Source organism: Azospirillum terrae (assembly GCF_053470425.1).
In genome coordinates, this window is sequence record NZ_JBPXMR010000002.1 from 655360 (window position 1) to 676458 (window position 21099).

The 21099-nt window shown below is 68.7% G+C and carries 14 protein-coding genes; 8 read left to right on the forward strand and 6 right to left on the reverse strand.

Translation table 11 applies throughout. The features are described 5' to 3' along the window. Window positions 1-59 precede the first annotated feature (59 nt). On the forward strand, window positions 60-4817 hold the full coding sequence (locus tag ACSVDD_RS09660; protein ID WP_448189117.1) for an alpha-2-macroglobulin family protein: 4758 nt from the start codon (window positions 60-62) through the stop codon (window positions 4815-4817). A gap of 39 nt (window positions 4818-4856) precedes the next feature. Here the strand turns inward: ACSVDD_RS09660 and ACSVDD_RS09665 are convergent, their stop codons facing one another. Then, entirely contained in the window at window positions 4857-5039 is a 183-nt protein-coding gene (locus ACSVDD_RS09665; RefSeq protein WP_448189118.1) for a hypothetical protein, read from the reverse strand. Window positions 5040-5304: 265 nt separating this feature from the next. On the opposite strand from ACSVDD_RS09665, the gene ACSVDD_RS09670 reads away from it, so the two are divergent. The 5 genes from ACSVDD_RS09670 (at window position 5305) to ACSVDD_RS09690 (ending at window position 12328) form a co-directional block, all read left to right on the forward strand. Further along, entirely contained in the window at window positions 5305-6441 is a 1137-nt protein-coding gene (locus ACSVDD_RS09670) for a thiolase family protein (RefSeq protein WP_448189119.1), read from the forward strand. Between the two features lie 17 nt (window positions 6442-6458). Then, complete coding sequence (locus ACSVDD_RS09675; protein WP_448189120.1) at window positions 6459-8795, forward strand: 3-hydroxyacyl-CoA dehydrogenase/enoyl-CoA hydratase family protein; 2337 nt, start codon at window positions 6459-6461, stop codon at window positions 8793-8795. A 14-nt stretch (window positions 8796-8809) separates the two neighbouring features. Continuing rightward, a complete protein-coding gene (locus ACSVDD_RS09680) occupies window positions 8810-10600 on the forward strand; it encodes an acyl-CoA dehydrogenase C-terminal domain-containing protein (protein ID WP_448189121.1) in 1791 nt (596 codons plus the stop codon). A gap of 245 nt (window positions 10601-10845) precedes the next feature. Then, window positions 10846-11490, forward strand: a complete 645-nt coding sequence (locus ACSVDD_RS09685) for a PAS domain S-box protein (RefSeq protein ID WP_448189122.1) — start codon at window positions 10846-10848, stop codon at window positions 11488-11490. A gap of 193 nt (window positions 11491-11683) precedes the next feature. Next, on the forward strand, window positions 11684-12328 hold the full coding sequence (locus ACSVDD_RS09690; protein WP_448189123.1) for a response regulator: 645 nt from the start codon (window positions 11684-11686) through the stop codon (window positions 12326-12328). A 108-nt stretch (window positions 12329-12436) separates the two neighbouring features. Here the strand turns inward: ACSVDD_RS09690 and ACSVDD_RS09695 are convergent, their stop codons facing one another. From ACSVDD_RS09695 to ACSVDD_RS09710, 4 genes are all read right to left on the reverse strand, one after another. Continuing rightward, complete coding sequence (locus tag ACSVDD_RS09695) at window positions 12437-12868, reverse strand: CBS domain-containing protein (RefSeq protein ID WP_448189124.1); 432 nt, start codon at window positions 12866-12868, stop codon at window positions 12437-12439. Window positions 12869-13038: 170 nt separating this feature from the next. Then, the gene (locus ACSVDD_RS09700) at window positions 13039-13707 is read right to left on the reverse strand and encodes an OmpW/AlkL family protein (protein WP_448189125.1); all 669 of its coding nucleotides are present in this window, start codon (window positions 13705-13707) and stop codon (window positions 13039-13041) included. Between the two features lie 208 nt (window positions 13708-13915). Continuing rightward, entirely contained in the window at window positions 13916-14389 is a 474-nt protein-coding gene (locus tag ACSVDD_RS09705) for a hypothetical protein (RefSeq protein WP_448189126.1), read from the reverse strand. 21 nt (window positions 14390-14410) lie between these two features. Further along, entirely contained in the window at window positions 14411-15550 is a 1140-nt protein-coding gene (locus ACSVDD_RS09710) for an NAD(P)/FAD-dependent oxidoreductase (RefSeq protein ID WP_448189127.1), read from the reverse strand. A gap of 130 nt (window positions 15551-15680) precedes the next feature. Here ACSVDD_RS09710 and ACSVDD_RS09715 point away from each other — a divergent pair, with 130 nt between their 5' ends. Beyond that, window positions 15681-16127 carry a hypothetical protein gene (locus tag ACSVDD_RS09715; RefSeq protein WP_448189128.1) on the forward strand — a complete coding sequence of 149 codons (447 nt, stop codon included), beginning with the start codon at window positions 15681-15683 and terminating at the stop codon, window positions 16125-16127. Window positions 16128-16372: 245 nt separating this feature from the next. After that, window positions 16373-16552: a hypothetical protein gene (locus ACSVDD_RS09720; RefSeq protein ID WP_448189129.1), complete on the forward strand. Its 180-nt coding sequence runs from the start codon at window positions 16373-16375 to the stop codon at window positions 16550-16552. Between the two features lie 1072 nt (window positions 16553-17624). On the opposite strand, the gene smc is transcribed toward ACSVDD_RS09720, so the two are convergent. Continuing rightward, the gene (gene smc / locus ACSVDD_RS09725; RefSeq protein ID WP_448189130.1) at window positions 17625-21089 is read right to left on the reverse strand and encodes a chromosome segregation protein SMC; all 3465 of its coding nucleotides are present in this window, start codon (window positions 21087-21089) and stop codon (window positions 17625-17627) included. Window positions 21090-21099 lie beyond the last annotated feature (10 nt).

A 21099-nucleotide genomic window follows, 5' to 3' on the forward strand; every position in this document is an offset into this window, starting at 1 on the left:
CATCGTCACGTTCGGCCCTGAGTGCCGAAATCCACAGGGGTTGGGAGCCCGTCCCGGTCATGCAGCGTGCCTTGGCGCGTGTCTTCGCCGTTCTCGTCGCCTCGTCCGTGCCAGCATTCGCCGCCGAGACCGCGCCCCCGCAAGTGCCTCCTGTCGAGGCGCCGGCCCCGGTCGGCTTCGCGGTGAGCAGCACCGAGGTGCTGGCCGAGCGCGACACGCCGCAGGCCTGCTTCACCTTCACCGAACCGCTGGAGAAGTCGCGCGCCGTCGACTACCGCGCCTTCGTCGAGGTGCAGCCGCGCGTCGAGGGCAACGTGGTGCCGCGCGACAAGACGCTGTGCGTCGAGGGGCTCCAGCACGGCCAGATGTACGACGTGACTCTGCGCGCCGGCCTGCCGTCCGCCGGCGAGAGCGTGCTGGCCAACACCGAGCAGCGCCTGGTCGAGGTGCCGAATCGCAAGCCGAGCCTCGCCTTCCGCGGCGCCGGCTACATCCTGCCGCGGGTCGGGCCGGAAGGGCTGCCGCTGCGCACCATCAACGTCGAGCGTGCGCGCCTTCAGGTGCTGCGCCTCACCGACCGCTCGGTGGTCGAGCAGTTCTACTTCGGCCGCATCAACCAGCAGCTCACCGACTACGACGTGGGCGTCATGCTGGACAAGGCGGCTCAGGAGGTGTGGAAGGGCGAAATGGCGGTCCAGTCGGTCCGCAACGCGCCGGTCGTCACCGCCTTCCCCATCGACGCGGTGCTCGGTAAGCTGGAGCCCGGCGTCTACGTGGCCGTGGCCGGCGCCGATGGTGCGCGCGACGACTGGTCGGCGAAGGCGACGCAATGGTTCGTCATCTCCGACCTCGGCCTCAACACCATCCTCGGCGAGGATGGCCTGCTGGTCTTCGCCCGCAGCCTGTCGAAGGCCGAGCCGGTCGGCGGGGTGGAGCTGCGCCTGCTCGCCCGCAACAACGCCGAGCTGGGCAAGATCAGCACCGGCGCGGACGGCATCGCGCGCTTCGACGCCGCGGCCCTGAACCGCGCCGGCAACGAGGTGCCACAAGCGCTGTTCGCCGAGCGTGGCGCCGATTTCGGCTTCCTCGACTTGGCGGTGCCCAGCTTCGACGTGTCCGACCGCGTGCCCGGCGGCCGCCCGGCGCCCGGCCCGCTGGACGCCTTCCTCTACGCCGAGCGCGGCATCTACCGGCCCGGCGAGGCGGTGAACCTCGGCGTGCTGCTGCGCGACGGCGACGTCAACGCGGTGGCGGGCAAGCCGCTGATCGTCAAGGTGCTGCGCCCGGACGGGTTCGAGGTGGAGCGCCGCACGCTCACCGACTCCGGGGCCGGCGGCTACGCCACGCGCATCGACCTACCGTCCAGCGCCTTCCCCGGCACCTGGAGCGTCACCGCGCACGCCGAGGCCGACGGTCCGGCGATCGGCCGCATCGACCTGCTGGTCGATGACTTCGTGCCGCCGCGCCTGGAGTTCAGCGTCATTACCCCGGTCAAGCGGTTGGCCCCCGGCGACACGGCGAAGATCGCCATCGACGCGCATTACCTGTTCGGCGCGCCGGCCGGCGACCTGCCGGGCGAGCTGTCACTGACGCTCCGCGCCGCCCGCAACCCCTACCCGGAACAGGCCGGCTACCGCTTCGGTCTGGCGCAGCAGGAAGTGCAGCCGGTGCGCGCCGACCTGCCGGGCTTCACCACCGACGATTCCGGCAAGGCCGAGGCCGAGGTGAAGCTGGAGCGCAACCCCGACAGCTCCCGTCCGCTGGAGGCGGTGCTGCGCGCCAGCATCTTCGACATCGGTGGCCGTCCGGTCAGCCGCGAGCTGGTGTTGCCCGTGCGCCACCAGCCCTTCGCCATCGGCATCAAGCCGCGCTTCGAGGGCGACGGCGTGCCGGAGGGGGCGACCGCCGGCTTCGACGTGATCGCCGTAGGCCCGGACGGGACGGCCATCGACAAAGCCGACCTCGGCTACGAGCTGTACGAAGAGGATTACGAGTACGTCTGGTACGAGGCGAACGGCCGCTGGGACTACAAGGTCCAGGTCAAGGACAAGCGCGTCACCGGCGGCACCCTGGCCGCGACCGCCGCCAAGCCGGCCTCGGTGGAGGAGCCGGTGGGCGCCGGCCGCTACCGGCTGGAGGTGGTGGACCGCGCGTCCGGCGTGGCGACCAGCGTGCGCTTCGCCGCCGGCTGGTGGATGACCCCCACCGCCGCCGACCGGCCGGACAAGGTCGAGGTCACGGCCATGCTGCCCAGCTACAAGGGTGGCGACACCGCGTGGGTGTACGTCAAGCCGCCGTACAAGAGCCAGGTGCTGGTCGCCGTCGCCGATCGCAAGGTGCATCAGGCGCTGACCCGCGAGATCGGGCCGGAAGGCGCCTTCCTGCAAATCCCCGTGGATGGAACGTGGACCGGCGGCGTTTACGTCGTCGCGACCGCCTTCGCCATGCCCGACCCGCAGATGAAGGGCGCGCCGCGCCGCGCCATCGGTTCGGCCTGGATGCCGGTTGACCCCGCCGCGCGCATGCTGGGCGTCGAGGTCGCTGCCCCCGCCGAGGCGGAGCCGCGCCGCACCGTCACCGCCGCGGTGACGGTGAAGGGCGCCGAGGCGGGTGCGCCGGCCTTCGTCACGCTGGCCGCCGTGGACGATTCGGTGTTGCAGGTGACCGATTTCTGGGCGCCCGACCCCAACGACTATTATCTGGGCAAGCGCCATTTGAGCGTTGAGTTGCGCGACGTCTACGGCCGGCTGATCGGTCCGGAGGCGGAACGCGCCACCGAGCGTCCGGCGCCGCGCCGCCTGCGTCAGGTCATGGCGCTGCCGCAGCGCACATCCCGTGTCGTCTCGCTGTTCTCCGGCATTCTGCCGGTGGGCGAGGGCGGCACGGTGTCGGTGCCGCTGGATCTGCCGGACTTCCAGGGCCGGCTGCGGCTGATGGCGGTGGCGTGGAGCGGCGGCAAGCTCGGCCACTCCGACACCAGCATGCTGGTGCGCGACAAGGTGGTCGCCGACTTGGCTTCGCCGCGCTTCCTGGCGCCGGGGGACAAGGCGCAGGTGGTGGTGACGCTCGACAACCTCGACGGCGCCGCGGGCGCATACGACATCGCGCTGAGCGCCTCGGGCGCGGTCGAACTGGCCGATGGCGCGGTGAAGGTGCCGAACCTCGCGCGCGGCAAGCGCGCCAGCGTCGGGCGCATCGTCACGGGCGTCGCCACCGGGCCGGGCTCGGTGACGCTGGCGGTGACCGGGCCGAACGGCTACGCGTACTCCCGCACCTGGGACATGATGGTGCGGCCGGCGGCGATGCCGGCGGTGCGCAAGCAGGTGGCGACTCTGGCGCCGGGGCAGGCGGTCGCCGTGCCGGCGGACCTCGGCGCCGGGCTGCGGCCGGAAACGCTGTTCGCCGCGCTGTCGCTCGGCACGCTGCCGGACTTCGACGCGCCGGGGCTGTTGGCCACGCTCGACCGCCACCCCTACGGCTCGGCCGAGCAGTCGGCCAGCCGCGTGCTGCCGCTGCTGTCAACTGGCGATCTGGCCGTCTCGCTGGGCCTGTCCAGCGAGGAACGGGTCAAGACCAGGGTGCAGCGCTCGCTCGACCGGCTGCTGACCATGCAGCGTGCGGACGGCGCCTTCGCCCTGTGGTCGCCGAAGGGCGACGCCGACCCATGGCTGACGCCCTACGTGGTGGACGTGCTGGGCCGCGCCAAAGCGGCCGGCTATCGCGTGCCCGAAGTGCCGTACAGGAAGGGCATGGAGTGGCTGCGGGCGCTCATCGACAACACGTGGTTCGACATCGACGAGCTGCCGGGCCGCGCCTACGCGCACTATGTGCTGGCGCGCGGCAAGGCGGTGGACGCCACTGCCGTCCGCTATTTCCAGGAGACGTACTGGGACAAGCTGCAAACCGACTTCGCCCGCGCCCAAGTGGCGGCGGCGTTTGCCCATCTCGGTGACGCGAAGCGAGCGGCCGAAGCGTTCGACAAGCTGTCGGGCGGTGCGCGGGTCGTGCCGGCGTCCTTGCGCGACTACGGTTCGGTGGTGCGCGATCAGGCCGGCGTGGTGGCGCTGATGGCCGAGGCCGGCATCGACCGCGACCGCATCGCTGCCGCCGCCGACCGTCTCGGCAAGGCTTACGCCACGCTGTCCGTGCCCTCGGCGCAGGAACAGGCGTGGCTGCTGCTGGCTTCGCGCGCGCTGGCTGAGCGGTCGGGGGCGATGAAGTTGACGGTGGGCGAGCAGGCGGTGGAGGGCAACAAGCCGTTGACCCTGCGCCTCGACCCGGCGGCTCCGCCCGCCGTGAAGAACGTGGGCACCGAACCCTTGCGCCAGACGCTGACCGTGGCCGGCGTTCCCGCTGCACCGCTGCCCGCCGAGGAGCAGGGGCTGAAGATCGTCCGCCATGTCTTCGACATGGAGGGCCACCCGGTGGACCCCGCCGCGGTGCCGCACAACGAGGTGCTGGTGGTGATCCTGGAGGGCGAATCGACCGATCCGCTGGAGCATCAGGCGCTCGTCGTCGACCCGCTGCCGGCCGGGCTGGAGATCGAGAACGTGCGGCTGGCCGACAGCGCGCAACTCGGCGACCTGACGTGGCTGGGCGAACTGTCGCCGGCGCGCCACGTGGACTACCGCGAGGACCGCTTCGTGGCGGCGGTGGATCTGTCCAAGGAAAAGCCGGGCTTCCGGCTGGTCTATCTGGTGCGGGCGGTCACGCCGGGCGAGTACCTCGCCCCCGGCGCCTCGGTGGAGGACATGAACCGTCCCCACCTCCTGGCCCGCAGCGCCGCCACGCGGATGTACGTGCGGCAGGAGGATTGAGGCAAGAAGCCCCTCTTCCCCGTGGGAGAGGGGCTTTTTCTACGCCCGATGCTCGCCGTCTTCCCCCCGGTGCCGGGTGACGACCATGAGCACGCCCACGAGCACCGCGAAAAACGCGGTGACCGCCACGTAGAACGCCAGGGTGATTCCCACCGTCATGGTGCCGACCAGCACCATGAGGAGAATCCATAAGCCCAGGGCAACGATGCTGCGCGACGTCATAGGGTGTCTCTAACCCGCCCTGTGGAACGGTTTGGATGGAGGTTCCGTGGCCGCTGCATGGGCGTCCGCGTGATTGGTAGGACCAAAGTGCCATCCCGGCGGCAAAACTGAACGTGGCAAGCTGTCACAGCGCCCGTGCGTCGCACCCCACGAAGGAAATAGTCCCTTCCTCAACCTAAACTGCGTACTCCGTTACGCCTCTTGACAGGCCTGGTCACCAACCTTACGTTTACGTCAACGTCAGGTGCGGGAGGACCAAAAAGCCATGAAATCCGTCGTCATTGCGGGCTACGCCCGTTCCCCCTTCGCTTTTGCCCACAAGGGTGAGCTTGCCAAGGTGCGCCCGGACGATCTGCTGGCCCGCGTGGTCGCCGCCCTGGTCGAGCGCGCGCAGGTCAACCCGCAGGACATCGAGGACGTGATCGTCGGCTGCGCCTTCCCCGAGGGCGAGCAGGGCATGAACGTCGCCCGCACCGTCTCTTTCCTGGCGAAGATCCCGCTGACCGCGGCGGCGACGACGGTGAACCGCTACTGCGGCTCGTCGATGCAGGCGATCCACATGGCGGCGGGCGCCATCCAGATGAACGCCGGCGACGTGTTCGTCTGCGGCGGCATCGAATCGATGAGCCGCATCCCGATGATGGGCTTCAACCCGATGCCGAACCCGGAGCTCAAGGCCAGCTACCCGGAATCCTACTGCTCCATGGGGGTTACGGCGGAGAACGTCGCCAAGCGCTACGAGATCGCCCGCGAGCAGCAGCAGGCGCTGGCCGTGTCCTCGCACGTCAAGGCCGCCGCCGCGCAGGCCGCCGGCAAGCTGAGCAACGAGATCGTCGCCATCGAGACCGTCGGCGGTCTGGTCGAGCGTGACGGCTGCATCCGCGCCGGCACCACGCAGGAGACGTTGGCGGGTCTGAAGCCCGCCTTTCTGGCCGACGGCTCGGTGACCGCCGGCACCTCCTCGCCGCTGACCGATGGCGCTTCGGCCGTGCTGGTCGCCTCCGAGGAGTATGCCCGCGCCAACGGCCTGCCGATCCTCGCCCGCATCAAGTCCATCGCCGTGGCCGGCTGCGCGCCGGAACTGATGGGCCTTGGGCCGATTCCCGCTTCGCAGAAGGCGCTGAAGCGCGCCGGCCTGTCGATCAAGGATATCGGCGTGGTCGAGCTGAACGAAGCCTTTGCCACCCAAGCGCTGGCCTGCGTGCGTGAATTGGGCGTGGACGAATCGACGCTGAACCTCGATGGCGGCGCCATCGCGCTCGGCCATCCCCTCGGCGCCACGGGTGCGCGCATCACCGGCAAGGCGGCGTCGCTGCTGAAGCGCGAGGGCGAGCCGTTCGCGCTGGCCAGCCAATGCATCGGCGGCGGCCAGGGCATCGCCACGATCCTCGAGGCCGTGTGAGCGCGGAGGTGGAACCCATGGACATCAAACGCGCCGCCGTGATCGGGGCGGGCGTGATGGGCAGCGGCATCGCCGCCCACATCGCCAACGCCGGCATTCCCGTCGTCCTGCTGGACATCGTGCCGAAGGGGACGGAAGACCGCTCCGCCGTCGCCAAAGGGGCTCTGGAGAAGCTGAAGAAGGCCGACCCGGCCGCCTTCATGCATCCGAAGAACGCCCGACTGGTGACGCCGGGCAATCTGGAAGACGACCTCAACCTGCTCGCCGACTGCGACTGGATCGTTGAGGCGATCATCGAGGACGTCGCTCTCAAGGCCGACCTCTACGCGCGCATCGACCCAGTGCGGAAGCCCGGCTCGGTGGTGTCGTCGAACACCTCGACGATCCCGCTGAACATGCTGACCGAGGGACAGTCGGATGCGTTCAAGCGCGACTTCCTGATCACCCACTTCTTCAACCCGCCGCGCTACATGCGCCTCTTGGAACTGGTTACCAGCGAGCAGACCCGCCCGGACGCCGCCGCGGCCATCGCCGCGTTCTGCGACCGCCGGCTCGGCAAGGGCGTGGTGCGCTGCAAGGACACGCCGGGCTTCATCGCCAACCGCATCGGCGTCCTGTGGATTCAAGCGGCGATCAACGCCGCCGTCGAGTTGGGGATCACGGTCGAGGAGGCGGATGCCATCGTCGGCCGCCCCATGGGCATCCCGAAGACCGGCATTTTCGGCCTGATGGACCTCGTCGGCATCGACCTGATGCCGCACATCGCCAAGAGCCTGCTGTCCACCCTGCCGGCGAACGACTTCTACCGCGGCGTCTACCGCGAGCACGGCGTCATCAAGCAGATGATCGCCGAGGGCTACATCGGCCGCAAGGGCAAGGGCGGCTTCTACCGCCTGAACAAGGAGGGCGGCCGAAAGGTCAAGGAGGCCATCGACCTCCAGTCCGGCCAGTTCCGCCCGTCCGAGAAGCCCCGGCTGGAGAGCGTCGCGGCGGCCGGCAAGGATCTCCGCGCGCTGGCCGAGTTCCCGGACAAGACGGGCGCCTACGCCCGCACGGTGCTGGCGCAGATGCTGGCCTACGCCGCCAGTCTGGTGCCGGAGATCGCCGACTCCATCGTCGCGGTCGATGAGGCCATGCGCCTCGGCTACAACTGGAAATTCGGCCCGTTCGAGCTGATCGACAAGCTGGGCACGGCGTGGTTTGCCGAGCTGTGCCGGTCGGAAGGCATCCCTGTGCCGGCCTTGGTGGCGCAGGCCGATGGCCGCAGCTTCTACCGGGTCGAGGGTGGCCGGCTGCAATACCTCACCACCGGCGGCATCTACGACGACGTGGTGCGGCCGGACGGCGTCCTGCTGCTGTCCGACGTGAAACGCGCGGCCGGCGGCAAGCCGGTGTGGAAGAACGGCTCGGCGGCGCTGTGGGACATCGGCGACGGCGTGCTGTGCTTCGAGTTCACCTCGAAGATGAACGCGCTCGACGACGGCACCATGGCCGCCTACGGCAAGGCGATGGCCCTGATCGGCGACGGCAAGGGGGTGTGGAAGGCGCTGGTCATCCACAACGAGGCGGACAATTTCTCGGTCGGCGCCAACCTCGGCCTCGCCATGTTCGTCATGAACATCGCCCTGTGGCCGCAGATCGAGCAACTGGTCGAGTTGGGCCAGCAGACTTACCGCGCATTGAAGTACGCACCGTTCCCGGTGGTGGCGGCGCCGACGGGCATGGCGCTGGGCGGCGGCTGCGAGATCCTGCTGCATTCCGATCACGTACAGGCGCACGCCGAGACGTACACGGGGCTGGTCGAGGTCGGCGTCGGCCTGCTGCCGGCCTGGGGCGGCTGCACCGAGATGCTGGCCCGCTGCGCCGCCAACCCCAAGGTTCCCAAGGGGCCGATGCCGCCGGTGGGCCAAGCGTTCGAGACCATCAGCCTCGCCAAGGTCGCCAAGTCGGCGGCCGAGGCCAAGGAGCTGCTGTACCTGCGCGCCAGCGACGGCATCACCATGAACCGCGACCGTCTGCTGGCGGATGCCAAGGCGAAGACACTGGAGCTGGCGGTGAACTACACGCCGCCTGAAAAGCCGGCGTACATCCTGCCGGGTCCCGGCGGCCGTGCCGCGCTGGAACTGTTCGTCGAGGGCTTCGCCTTGCAGGGCAAGGCCACGCCGCACGACCTCGTGGTCTGCCGGCGCGTGGCCGAGGTGCTGACCGGCGGCGACGCCGATCCCACCAAGCCGGTGGGCGAGGACCACATCCTGGAGCTGGAACGCACGGCGTTCATGGCGCTCATCCGCACGCCGGCCAGCATGGATCGCATCGAGCACATGCTGACCACCGGCAAACCGTTGCGGAATTAAGGGGAGGGCTGAAGATGCCGATCTACAAGGCTCCGCTGGAGGACGTGCGTTTCGTCCTCGACGAGATCGTCGGCGTCGGGCAGCTCTCCGCGCTGCCCGGTTATGAGGATGCCACGCCGGACCTCATCCATCAGGTGCTCGAAGAGGGCGCCAAGCTGTGCGAGGAGGTGCTGTTCCCGCTGAACCAGTCCGGCGACGCCGAGGGTTGCCGGTTCGAGAACGGCGTGGTCCGTACGCCTCAGGGATTTAAGGAAGCGTACGACACGTACATCGCCGCCGGCTGGCAGGGGTTGTCCTGCGACCCGACGTACGGCGGCCAGGGCTTGCCCAAGCTGGTCAACACCATGCTGGAGGAGTTCATCTGCTCCGCCAACCTCAGCTTCGGCATGTATCCGGGGCTGTCGCTGGGGGCCTACAACGCGCTGTCGCTGTACGGCTCGGACGATTTGAAGGCGCGCATCCTGCAGAAGCTGGTGGACGGCACCTGGGCCGGCACCATGTGCCTGACCGAGCCGCACTGCGGCACCGACCTGGGCATCATCCGCACCAGGGCGGTGCCGCAGGACGACGATAGCTACAAGATCACCGGCACCAAGATCTTCATCTCGGCCGGCGAGCACGATCTGACCGAGAACATCGTCCACCTCGTGCTGGCCCGCCTGCCCGACGCGCCGAAGGGCACGCGCGGCATCAGCCTGTTCCTGGTGCCGAAGTTCCTGTCCAACACGGACGGCACGCTGGGCGCGCGCAACGGCGTCGCCTGCGGTTCCATCGAGCACAAGATGGGCATCAAGGCGTCGTCGACCTGCGTGATGAACTTCGACGACGCCACCGGCTGGCTGGTCGGCGAGCCGCACAAGGGTATGCGCGCCATGTTCGTCATGATGAACGCGGCGCGTCTGGCGGTCGGCATCCAGGGTCTGGGCTTGGCCGAGGTCAGCTACCAGAACGCCGCCGCCTACGCCAAGGAGCGATTGCAAGGGCGTTCGGTGAAGGGGGCGAAGTTCCCGGACCAGCCGGCCGACCCGATCATCGTCCACCCGGACGTGCGCAAGAACCTGCTGACCGCGCGGGCCTACACCGAGGGCAGCCGGGCGCTGGGGGCGCTGGTCGGCTTCCACCTCGATGTGGCCGAGCGGCACCCGGACGAGCGGCAGCGCCGGGAGTCGGACGAGTTCGTCCAGCTGATGACCCCCATCGTCAAGGCGCTGTTCACCGACATCGGCTCGGAGGCAGCCAACATCGCCGTGCAGGTGCACGGCGGCCACGGCTTCATCTGGGAGACCGGCGTCGAGCAGTACGTGCGCGACGCCCGTATCACGCAGATCTACGAAGGCACCAACGGCATCCAGGCGCTGGATCTGGTGGGCCGCAAGATGGGCCAGGACATGGGCCGGCTGCTGCGCCGCTTCTTCCACCCCGTGGCCGCCGACATCGAAGCGGACATGGAGACCGAGGAACTGGCCGAGTTCGTCATCCCGCTCGCTAAAGCCTTCGCCAAGCTCCAGCAGGCCACCGCCATCATCGCCCAGAAGGGCATGAAGGACCCGGAGGAGGCCGCCGCCGCGGCGACCGACTATCTGCGCCTGTTCGGGTTGGTGGCCTTGGGCTGGATGTGGCTGAAGATGGCCAAGGCGTCCAGGGCGAAGCTGGCGGCCGGGGAGGGCGACGCGGCCTTCTTCGAGGCCAAGCTGAAGACGGCGCGCTTCTACATGGCCAAGCTGCTGCCGCAGGTGAACACGCTGTTCATAACCATCATGGCCGGCGCGGCGCCGCTGATGGCGCTGGACGACGCGGCTTTTTGAACGGCTTCGACGCGGTCCCCCGCGTTGTCACTCGGGCGGGCCCTCGCGGGTCCGCCTTTTTTCTGCGCAACGTCATAGATGCCCGCAAACGGCATAAGGAGAAGGTCGGATTTGCGGCGCGCGCAGGGCTTCCTATGATCCGTTGGGGGCACTCCTTACGAGTGCACGGGCCATGACGGACGATCCGCAAAGGACGGCCGCTCCAACACGGGGCGGCAGCCGCCGGGGCTCGGGAAAGGGCGGACATGCGAAGCAAGTTCAGAGCGATCGCGATTCGGGCGCTGAGCATCGGCGTCGCGCGCAACGCAGCACCGCGGCTCGCCAGCGCGTTGCTGGTGCTGGCGGGTGTGTTGCTGGCCATCATGCTGCCGGTGGCGGCGGTGCAGAGCGCGGTGCCGCTTGGCCCCTTCCTGATGTGGTTCAACTGGATGGCGCTGTTCAGCACGGCGGCGGTGGCTGTCGTGGCGGTGCGGCGTGTCCGCCGGCTGGAAGCGGGGTTGCAGGGCGAGCGCCGCCGCTTCCGCGCGCTGGCCGAGGCGGTGCCGGCGGGCGTGTGCCAGTTCGGCCCGGCCGGCGAACTGATGTTCAGCAACAACGCCTGTGAGGCGCTGTTCGGCGGCGTGCCGCAGACGTGCGGCAACGGACCGGCCTTTCGCGGCCTGCACCCCGATGACCGGGCGCGCCTGCGCGACCGCTGGGAGGCGGCGCGCTTCGATCGCCGCGCCTTCGCGGAGGAATTCCGCCTAAGCGCCGATGGTGCCGAGCGTTGGGTGACGCTGAACGCCGTGCCGGTTGCGGATGGCTGCCGGCAGGGATATGTCTGCTGTCTGGCCGAGGGCGCCGCAGCGCGCCGCGGAGCGCCTCCGCCCGATCGGCATCCCCCTCACTGACGGCCTAGGTGCGTGTGACAAACGGCGAATTCGGGTTGTCCAGAGGTATGGGGGCGTGGTACATCTCATTAGTCAATACACAAGATAAACTCCTTCTATATCTTCTGGTTTCACCGCATATGCGAAGCGAATGCCGAATGCATTTGCGGCATGTCTGAAGCCAGACTCTGGGATTGCCTATGGGGGTACTGTCATGAGGATCTTGATCGGCGACGACCACGTGCTTTTCCGCGAGGGACTGCGCCGACTCCTCGAACAGCTCAAAGAAGGAAGCACCTTCATCGAGGCCAGTAACTTCGATGAAATGTTGGATCTCTGCGGCAGCGAGAAGTTCGACCTGATCCTGACCGATCTGCGCATGCCCGGCTGGCCAGGCTTCTCCGGCATCCAGGCGTTGCGCGAGAAGCAGCCCGAGGCGAAGGTGGTGGTGGTGTCCGCGTCCGAGGCGCACCACGACGTCCGCGACGCGCTGGAGCACGGCGCCGCCGGCTACATCCCGAAATCGTCCAGCGTGAAGATCATGCTGAGCGCGCTGGACCTGATCTTCTCCGGCGGCGTCTACGTGCCGGCGACTGTGCTGCGCGAGGGTGGCGCCGAGTCTGCCGAGGCCCGCAACGCCATGCCGCCCGCCGACCCGGCGCTGGAGCAGTTGCTGACGCAGCGTCAACGCGAAGTGCTGGAGCGTCTGCGCGAGGGCAAGTCGAACAAGCAGATCGCCCATGAGCTGGGCTTGTCGGAAGGCACCGTGAAGATCCACATGACGGCAATCTTCAAATCGCTGGGCGTGCGCAACCGCACCCAGGCCGCCATGGCCTTCCCGCAGTCGACCAACGCGTAAGCCATCCGGCGACGGCACTGCGAAAGGCGTTCCACCGCAGAGTGGGGCGCCTTTTCCATGCCCGGAATCCGCCGGCCGCAGATCGCCCGCCGATGCGTGCTGCCCGTATCAGCCGATCCCGGCCACATAGCCGCGCAGGGACTCGACCTCCAACTCGGCGTCGTCCAGGCGGGCCTTGACCACGTCGCCGATGCTGATCAGCCCGATCAGCCGCTCTCCGTCCATCACCGGAAGGTGGCGGATACGCCGCTCGGACATCACCACCATCACCTGCGCCACCGTGTCGGTGGGGTGGCAGGTCACCAGATCGCGGGTCATCAGGGCGGACACCGGCTGTTGCAGGACGGCGCTGCCTTGGGCAGCCACGCCGCGCACGATGTCGCGCTCCGACAGGATGCCGGCCGGCCGGTTGCCCTCCATCACCAGGGCGGCGCCGATGCGACGCTCGGCGAGTGTGCGGGCGACGGCGGAGACCGCCTCGTCCGGGCGGATTGAGACGATGTCGGTTCCCTTCCTCTTCAACACCGCGACGACGAGCATGGGGCGTCCTTCCTCTGTGACCTCCTCTGGTGAGGCCGGTTTCAGCAGGGAATGCTCACACCACAAGGAGGGGGCAGGGAAGCCCCAAAAAAGAGAGGGCCGGGCACCCTGAAGGGGGTACCCGGCCCGTTTCCCTTGTCCTCCGGCCGATCGGCGGAGAAGCCGTCCAATTAGAACTTGTAGCCGACGCCGACGCCGACCAGCCACGGGTTGAGCGTGACCTTCGAGCTCAGCGGGCCGACCACCGAACCGATGCTCACGTCGGTCTTCAGGAAGACCTTCTTGACGTCGAGGTTCAGCAGAATGTTGTCGGTCACGTAGATGTCGGTACCAGCCTGCAGAGCCCAGCCGAAGCGGTTCTTGTAGTTGGTCGAGTTGATGATGCCGCCGGCGGCGTCTTCACGGTAGAAGAGCGTGTAGTTGATGCCGGCGCCGACATACGGGTTGACGCGCGAGTTCGGCAGCGGGTGGTAGGTGGCGGTCAGGACCGGCGGCAGCAGCGACACCTTGCCCACATCCACGCGGCCGACAATGGTGTCCGCCGTGACGTGATGACGGCTGGTGCCGGCGATCAGGTTGACGCCGATGTTCGGCGTGACAAAGTAGGTGAAGTCCAGTTCGGGGATGTAGGCGTTGCCGACGTTGACGGTGCCGATGGTGCCGAGCGCCGAGCTGTTGACGTTGCCTTCCTCTTGCGGAAGGACCGCGAGGCCGCGGGCACGGACGACGAAGTCGCCGCCCTTGACGCCCTTGAAGTCCTGCGCCTGGGCAGTGGAGGCGACGGTGACGACCGCGGTGGTCGCCAGCAGGGCGGCGGTGGCGAGCTTCAGGATGCTCATGATTTTTATGCTCCGAGGCATGATTGTTGTCAGGAAGGCAGGCAAACTCGTTGGATAGGGTTACTACCAAAGTTCTTATGGTTATGCCAGACGTCTGCAACCTTTCTGACAAATTGCGGCGTTGCTGCCACAGTGACGCAGTGCCGCACCCCCTGTCGCACGTCCTCGGATTTCGTGCCGGAGAGTATTCGCAAATTCTAACACGCCCCTAACGCGCCGCTGATCCCGGCGTGGGCGTCTGTTGCGGAACCAGCGCCAGACAGTTCTGCACCACGTACCAGCATTGGCCCAAAGTGCTGCCGCCGCCCGGTGCGCCGCCATAGACCAACCGCTCCACGGTGCCGTTGTGCAGCGTGAACGTGGCCTCGCAGGTGGTGCTGCGAATGTCCGTGTCGTAAAGCGGGAAGCCGGCGCCATAGCCGAATCCCGGCCCCCAGTGGCCGCCCCACACGCCCAGCGAAGCGCTGGGGTAGGAGGTGATTCGCCCGCTGCGGTAGGTGTAGAATTCCTGGCTGCCGACAACCGCCTGACGGTCCGGTACCCCGGCGCAGGACAGCAGGGTCGCCTTCGGCATGCCGACCAGCGCGGACTGCGCGTACAGCGCCTGATCCGCGGCCGGGTTGGCGCACGCCACCAGCAGGGTCACGCCCGCCACGGTGCGCACGATTCGGCGAACGCTCATCGCCTTGGTCTCCTCAATGGTTCAGCGCAGGCGGCCCGGCGCCAGATCCGCCACCGTTACGCCCAACTCCACAACGTCCCGCGGCAGCCCGCCACCGGTTGCCAGCGCGGCGGCGGTGCGCCCCATCGCCGGTGCGGTCTGGATGCCGTAGCCGCCTTGACCGGCCAGCCACAGAAAGCCTTCCGTCTGCGAATCGAAGCCCACCACCGGCACCTTATCGGCGACGAAGCTGCGCAAGCCCGCCCAGCGGTGTGCGATTCGCCGGATGCGGAACCGCGCCGCCTGCTCGACACGATCAACAGCCAAGGCAACGTCCCATTCCTCCGGCTGCACGTCGCAGGGCGCGACCGGAGTCTCGTCGGCCGGCGAGGCGAGCAGCCGGCCGGCGTCGGGCTTGAAATAGAAGGTCTCGTCCACGTCGATCACCATGGGCCAGCCGCCCAGCCCCGCCGCGTTCGCAGGATCGTCGAAGGTGGGATCGAAGGTCAGCGCCGTGCGCCGCTTCGGCACCAGCCCGATCGGCCGCACACCCGCCAACACCGCCAGCGAGTCGGCCCACGCCCCGGCGGCGTTGACCAGCACGGGGGCCGCGAAATCGCCGGCCGGCGTGCGCGCCACCCACAGCCCGTCGCGCCGCTCCAGCGCCCGCACCTCGGCGTCGCCGACCTGAAGGCCGCCACGCGCCTTCAGGCCGCGCAGGTAGCCGTGATGGATGGCATGGACGTCCAGGTCCATGGCCTCGGGCTCCCACACCGCGCCGGCCACATAGTCCTCGCGCAGCATCGGCGCCCGCGCCAACGCCTGCGCCCGGTCCAGCCGCTCGACCGAGGGCGTCAGTCGCCGGCCCTCGGCGAAAGCGTGGTCGAGCGCCGACGTCTGGTCGGCACGGCCGATCAGCAGCACGCCGCGCGGGGTCAGCACCGGGTGCTCGGCGAAGCCCTCGGGCGGATGGTCATAGAAGTCCCAGCTCGCCACCGTCAGCGCCCGCACCACGGCGTGGCCGTACGTCTGAGTGTAGAGCGCCGCCGAACGGCCGGTGGAGTGATAGCCGGGCTGCGCCTCGCGCTCGAGCAGCAGCACGCGGCCGTGCGCCGCCAACGCGTACGCCGCCGACGCTCCGGCCATGCCGGCGCCGACGATCAGGAAATCCGCGTGTTGCACGGTTTGTCCCTCCTGTTTTGCCCCTTTGATTTTGCCCCTTTGATTCTGCTGGGCAGCTTGCGACGGACGGGGACGGCGCGCAAGCCGGGTGCGTTAAGGTATCGTCACGGAGACAGGGGAGGGACGACCGATGACCGCCGACCGCAACACGGACACCGCCGCGCTGATCGCGCGCATCACCAGCCGGGCGCCGGACCGCGATCTCAACGCCGCGGTGGCGCGGGCGCTGGGCTGGACCACGGGGCCGAACACCAAGGGGTGGAAGGTGGTGCAGCCAACGGGCTTCGTCGGCGGCATGGTGGTGCCGCCCCGCGAGGACAGCGCCCCCGCCGAGGCGTGGTTCGACCCCAAGGGCCGCGAACGCGGCCTTGCCGACCGGGAGGACTCGCTGCCCGCCTTTCTCGCCAGCCTGGACGCGGCGCTGGGGGCGGCGCCCTTCGAGGGCCGCGCCGATCTGCTGCATCGCGCACTGGACGCGCACGCGCGGTGGGTGGCGGAAACGGGAAAGCCGGACGCGGCGCTGGTGCGGCTGCCGGCGTTCGTGGTGGCGGAGGTGCTAAGGTTGGGGAAGGATTAGGTTTCTACGACTAAGGTGGTACACGGAATCAACTGGACTAGGCCTTTCGATGGTAGTATACCGCAATGCAGCAGGTTAATCCTTCCGTATATGGGTGCGGCCATGATGCGCAGCTTCAGCAGGGACTGGTCACGGTGGACCCCCTCGGAGCGATTGACCGTTAAGCTCGTCGGGGCCGGCTTCGTGGCGGCTCTGGCGGTGCAAATCGGCTCGCATCTGGTGTGAGGGATACGATGGCTCCGTCGGTGCTCCGTGCTCTCCAGGCGATCAAGCGTTACAACGCCCGGCCCGAGCAGATCGACCACGCCATCCTTTCGGCCATCAACGTCACGCTGTGTCTCGCCTCTGGTGGCGACGACCGGGTCTCCGAAGGCTTCAACCAGGACATCGCCCTCAGCGGCCGCCGCTTCGGTCTCCAGTACTGATACATTGTCGATCGCGTATGGACGCGTAGGTGCTTCAACACTCCGCACCCCTTCCTGGGCCTCTTTTTCCCTGTGATCTCCGCGCAGACGTGGATCTTGAACGTTGTGCGGCGCGCTCCATCCGAATCCTGGGTCCGTGAAGGGAGGGCTGCAGCGGCCCTGCCGTTTTCCGTAAAATCCGCTCCCAGATATTCCTTTGCATGCCCCGGCATGGCCGAGGTGATTGTACGGCGTCGCGATTTAGGGCTAGGAAACAAAATGAGTTACTGTAGCAAACGCGCAATTATGACGGATTGTTACTTCCTGCGACGTGTCTGCAGGCACGATTATTCCATGTAATGAAAGCTTGCGTCGGAGCTTGAAGAGGTCGGTGGGAGTAATTCTAGTGATGGCGGCCTGACGGAACGCTTTGTGTGCGCGTTGTGATTCAGGTGCTGGCTTTCAGGGGCGATTTCTTGGGCGAAGTGTTGGGAGCGCACCACTAGGTTCTTCACTGCAAACCGAAGCAACAGGAGACCCACATGGCAGTTCACACCCGAAACATTGCTCTCTTTCCTGCTATCTTGCTTGCCGCTCTATCTCTCACCGCATGTAGCGGTGACGTGGGAACGCCGCGGCCCGGACGCACGCTGGACCCGGCAACCAGTGGAGGCCAGATGCGGGACGAGAACCCCAGCGGACCGGCGGCCGTACCGCGGTCTGGCACGGGCAGAGATTATGGCACGCCGCGGCCCGGACGCGTGCTGGACCCGGCAACCAGCGGTGAGGAAATGGATCGGACAGGCCGCTGAGCGTTGTCGTCCCCCCCCGCTCGTGCTATGTAGGCCCACTGTCTACATAACCGTGCAAAACGGCTAAAGCAGCAGGGGCACGGCCCGCCGTTTTCCACACGCAAAGGGCAGCGGCGGACTGTTCATGGAACGCATGCGTCTGGTCTTGGAATGTTGCCCTTCTTCCCGGAACAGCCGGTCGCCCTTTCTGCCTGGGCGGCCGGTTTCTTTTTTGCGCTTGGGCAAGCGCATGTCGGCTCCTCCTGCGCATGCGTTATGGAACGTCCCCGAGGGTGATCCCGTCACGCCACCTGTGCGCCGCGCAGCTCTTCCGCCGCGCTCAAATCCACGCTCACCAATTGCGACACACCGCGTTCGGCCATGGTGACGCCGAACAGGCGGTCCACCCGCGCCATGGTCAGGCGGTGGTGGGTGATGATCAGAAAGCGCGTGTCGCCCTCGCGTGCGATGGTCTCGACCAAGTCGCAGAAACGGTTGACGTTGGCCTCGTCCAACGGTGCGTCCACCTCGTCGAGCACGCAGATCGGCGCGGGATTGGAGCGGAAGACGGCGAACAGCAGCGACAGCGCGGTCAGCGCCTGCTCGCCGCCGGACAGCAGCGAGAGGATTTGCAGCTTCTTGCCCGGCGGGCTGGCGTAGATCTCCAGACCGGCGTTCAGCGGGTCCTCGGCGTTGACCAGTTCCAGATACGCCTTGCCGCCGCCGAACAGGCCGGTGAACAGCTCCTGGAAGTTGCGGTTCACCGCGTCGAACGAGGCGGTCAGGCGCTCGCGCGCCTCGCGGTTCAGGCTGCCGATGCCCTGGCGCAGGCGGGCGATGGCGGCGATCAGGTCCTCGCGCTCGGTCTGGAGCGAGGTGATCTGCGCCTCCAGCTCGGTCGCCTCCAGCTCGGCGCGCAGGTTGACCGGCCCCATGTTCTCGCGCTCGCGGACCAGCTTTTCCAGGCGGGACTCGGTGGCGGCGGTCTCGGGCAGCGGGTCGTCGGGGCCGAGTTCGGCGGCGGCGCGCGTCTGCTCGGGCGCGCAGTCCAGGCGCTCGGCGATGCGCTCGGTCAGCGTCTGGCCCTGCTGAACGGCGGCCTGCACGGCGGCCTCGGCGTGGGCGCGCGCCTCGCGGGAGTCGGCGAGGCCGGCTTCGGCCATCTTCAGCGCGTTTTCCGTGTCGGTCAGCCGGGCTTCGGCTTCGGCCAGCACCTCGGCGGCGCGCTTGCGGGCGCGTTCGGACTCGGCGATCCGCGCCAGCAGATCCTGGCGCTCGCCGCCGATCTCGGCTGGGCGGCCGGCGAGCTGGTCGAGTTCGGCCTGCGCCGCGGAGCTGCGCTCCTGAAGTTCGCCGACCCGCCCGCCGGCACCCTGCGAGCGGTTGGCCCAGGACGACACCTCGTGCTGGATGGCGGACAGGCGCTGGCGGCGTGACTGCGCCTCGCGGGTCAGGCGGTCGAGCGCGTTCTGCTTCTCGGCCTGCGCGGTGCGGCGCTCGGCGAGCGCTGCGCGCTGCTCGTTGACCGCCTCGCGGCCTTCGCGCGGGTCGGTCAGCGCGTCGAGCAGGGCGCGGGCGTCGTTCAGGTGGGCTTCGGCGTCGCGGCGGTCGGCTTCCAGGCGTTCGATGCCCTCGACCAGAGCGGCCAGCTTCGAGGCGGCGGCGTCGGCCTCGCGGGCGAGCTTGGTGTGGCGGTCGCGGGCGGTGTTGAGCGCGGCGAAAGCCTCGCGCACCGCGTCGCGGGCGCGGCGGTCGCGCGCACTGGCCTCCTCGGCGGCGAGCTTGGCCGCGTCGAGCGACTCGCGGGCCATCTCGACGGCTTCCTCGGCGGCGTCCAGCTCGTCGCGCAGCTCGCGCAGGCGGTTGCGCTGCTTGAGGCGGATCGCGGCGGCGGTGGGGGCGCCGGCCTGGATGATCAGACCGTCCCAACGCCACGCCCCACCGTCACGGCTGACCAGGATCTGGCCGGCGGAGAGGGTGGGGGCGAGGCGGGCGCCGGTCGCGGAATCGGCCACCACGCCGATGTGGGCGAGGCCGCGGGCCATCGCGTCCGGCCCCTGCACGTGGGCGGCCAGCGGCTCCGCACCGGCGGGCAGGGCGGCTGCCGTCAGCGGCGGCAGAGTGCGCCAGTGCACCGGCGCGGTCTCATCCAGCGGGGCGGTCAGCGCGTCGCCGATCGATGCGGCCAGCGCGCCCTCATACCCCGGCGCCACGGTGACGGCGTCGACCAGCGGTGGGAATTCGGCGGAGGTGCCGGCGGCCAGCAGCTCCGACAGCGCCTTTTCCTCGGCCTTCAGCTTGGTGCGCCAAGCCTCGGCGGCCTGGAGCGCGTCGCGGGCGCGGGCCTGGGCGGGTTCGGAGTCGGCCTTGGCGCGCTCGGCGGCCTCGGCGGCTTCGCGGGAATCCTCGACACGCTGCTCGGCCAATTCGACGGCCATCTCGGCCTCGGCGACGTCGGCGCGGCCGGCGATTTCCTTTTCCAGAAGCGCCCGCTGCATCTGCTGCTCGCCGATGCGCTTGGTCAGCGTGGCGGTGCGGGCCTCCAATTCGCCAACCTGACGCTGGGTGGCGGCGCGGCGGGCCTCGTCGGACGCGACCTGCTCGGTCAGGCGGGTGAGTTCGCGGTCCAGTTCCTCGACGGCCTCGCGGGCGTCGGCCAGCGCCTCGCGGGCGGCCTCCTCCAGCATCTCCTCGTCGGCTTGGGCCTCAAGGAGGTATTCGCGCTCCTCCTCCAGGCGGGACAGCGCATCGCCGGCATCGGCGGCGAGCGCCTGCTCGCGGCCCAGATCGCCGGCGATCTGCTGAAGCCGGGCCTGCAACGCGCGCTGTTGGTCGGCGACGCGGCGCTCTTCGGCGTCGAGCTGTTCCTTGGCGATGACCAGGCGTTGCAGCGCGGCGGCGGCGGCGGCTTCGGCCTGACGCTTTTCCGGCAGGCCGGCGGCGTCCTCGGTGCGCTTGGATGTGAGCTGGGTGACCGCCAGCATCAGGCCGCGCACGGTTTCCTCGACCTTGGCGAAGGCGCTGCGGGCGCGCTCCAGATCGGCCTGGGCGGCGATCCAGCGCAGGTGCCAGAGCACCGCCTCGACCTTGCGGATCTGTTCGGACAGATTGCGGTAGCGGCTGGCCTGCCGCGCCTGCTTCTTCAGGCTCTGGAGCTGCGTGTCCATGGCGCCGATGACGTCGTCCAGACGCATCAGGTTGGACTCGGCGCCCTTCAGGCGCAGTTCCGCCTCGTGCCGGCGGGAGTGCAGGCCGGTGATGCCGGCCGCCTCCTCCAGCAGCATGCGACGGTCCTGCGGCTTGGCGTTGATGATCTGGCCGACCTTGCCCTGGCTGACCAGGGCCGGCGAATTCGCACCCGACGCGTTGTCGGCGAACAGCAACTGCACGTCGCGGGCGCGCACCAGCTTGCCGTTGAGGCGGTAGTCCGAGCCGGACCCGCGCTCGATCCGCCGGGTCACCTCCACCTCGTCGGTTTCGTTGAAGCCGGCGGGGGCGGTGCGCGAGCGGTTGTCGATGGACAGCGACACCTCGGCCAGATTGCGCGCCGGACGGTTGGACGTGCCGCCGAAGATGACGTCGTCCATGTCGCCGCCGCGCATCTTCTTGGCGGAGGTCTCGCCCATCACCCAGCGCAGCGCCTCCACCAGATTCGACTTGCCGCAGCCGTTCGGGCCGACGATGCCGGTCATGCCGGGCTCGATGACAAGCTCGGTGGCGTCGACGAACGACTTGAAGCCGGACAGGCGGAGGCGCGAGAAATGCAACGGGGTGAGC

Bases quoted from the DNA above. Each gene is read 5' to 3' on its own strand.
- ACSVDD_RS09700 (WP_448189125.1), bottom strand. From the start codon at position 13,707: ATGAGCATCCTGAAGCTCGCCACCGCCGCCCTGCTGGCGACCACCGCG.
- ACSVDD_RS09715 (WP_448189128.1), top strand. From the start codon at position 15,681: ATGACCGCCGACCGCAACACGGACACCGCCGCGCTGATCGCGCGCATC.
- ACSVDD_RS09675 (WP_448189120.1), top strand. From the start codon at position 6,459: ATGGACATCAAACGCGCCGCCGTGATCGGGGCGGGCGTGATGGGCAGC.
- ACSVDD_RS09705 (WP_448189126.1), bottom strand. From the start codon at position 14,389: ATGAGCGTTCGCCGAATCGTGCGCACCGTGGCGGGCGTGACCCTGCTG.
- ACSVDD_RS09695 (WP_448189124.1), bottom strand. From the start codon at position 12,868: ATGCTCGTCGTCGCGGTGTTGAAGAGGAAGGGAACCGACATCGTCTCA.
- ACSVDD_RS09670 (WP_448189119.1), top strand. From the start codon at position 5,305: ATGAAATCCGTCGTCATTGCGGGCTACGCCCGTTCCCCCTTCGCTTTT.
- ACSVDD_RS09685 (WP_448189122.1), top strand. From the start codon at position 10,846: ATGCGAAGCAAGTTCAGAGCGATCGCGATTCGGGCGCTGAGCATCGGC.
- ACSVDD_RS09660 (WP_448189117.1), top strand. From the start codon at position 60: ATGCAGCGTGCCTTGGCGCGTGTCTTCGCCGTTCTCGTCGCCTCGTCC.
- ACSVDD_RS09690 (WP_448189123.1), top strand. From the start codon at position 11,684: ATGAGGATCTTGATCGGCGACGACCACGTGCTTTTCCGCGAGGGACTG.
- ACSVDD_RS09680 (WP_448189121.1), top strand. From the start codon at position 8,810: ATGCCGATCTACAAGGCTCCGCTGGAGGACGTGCGTTTCGTCCTCGAC.
- ACSVDD_RS09665 (WP_448189118.1), bottom strand. From the start codon at position 5,039: ATGACGTCGCGCAGCATCGTTGCCCTGGGCTTATGGATTCTCCTCATG.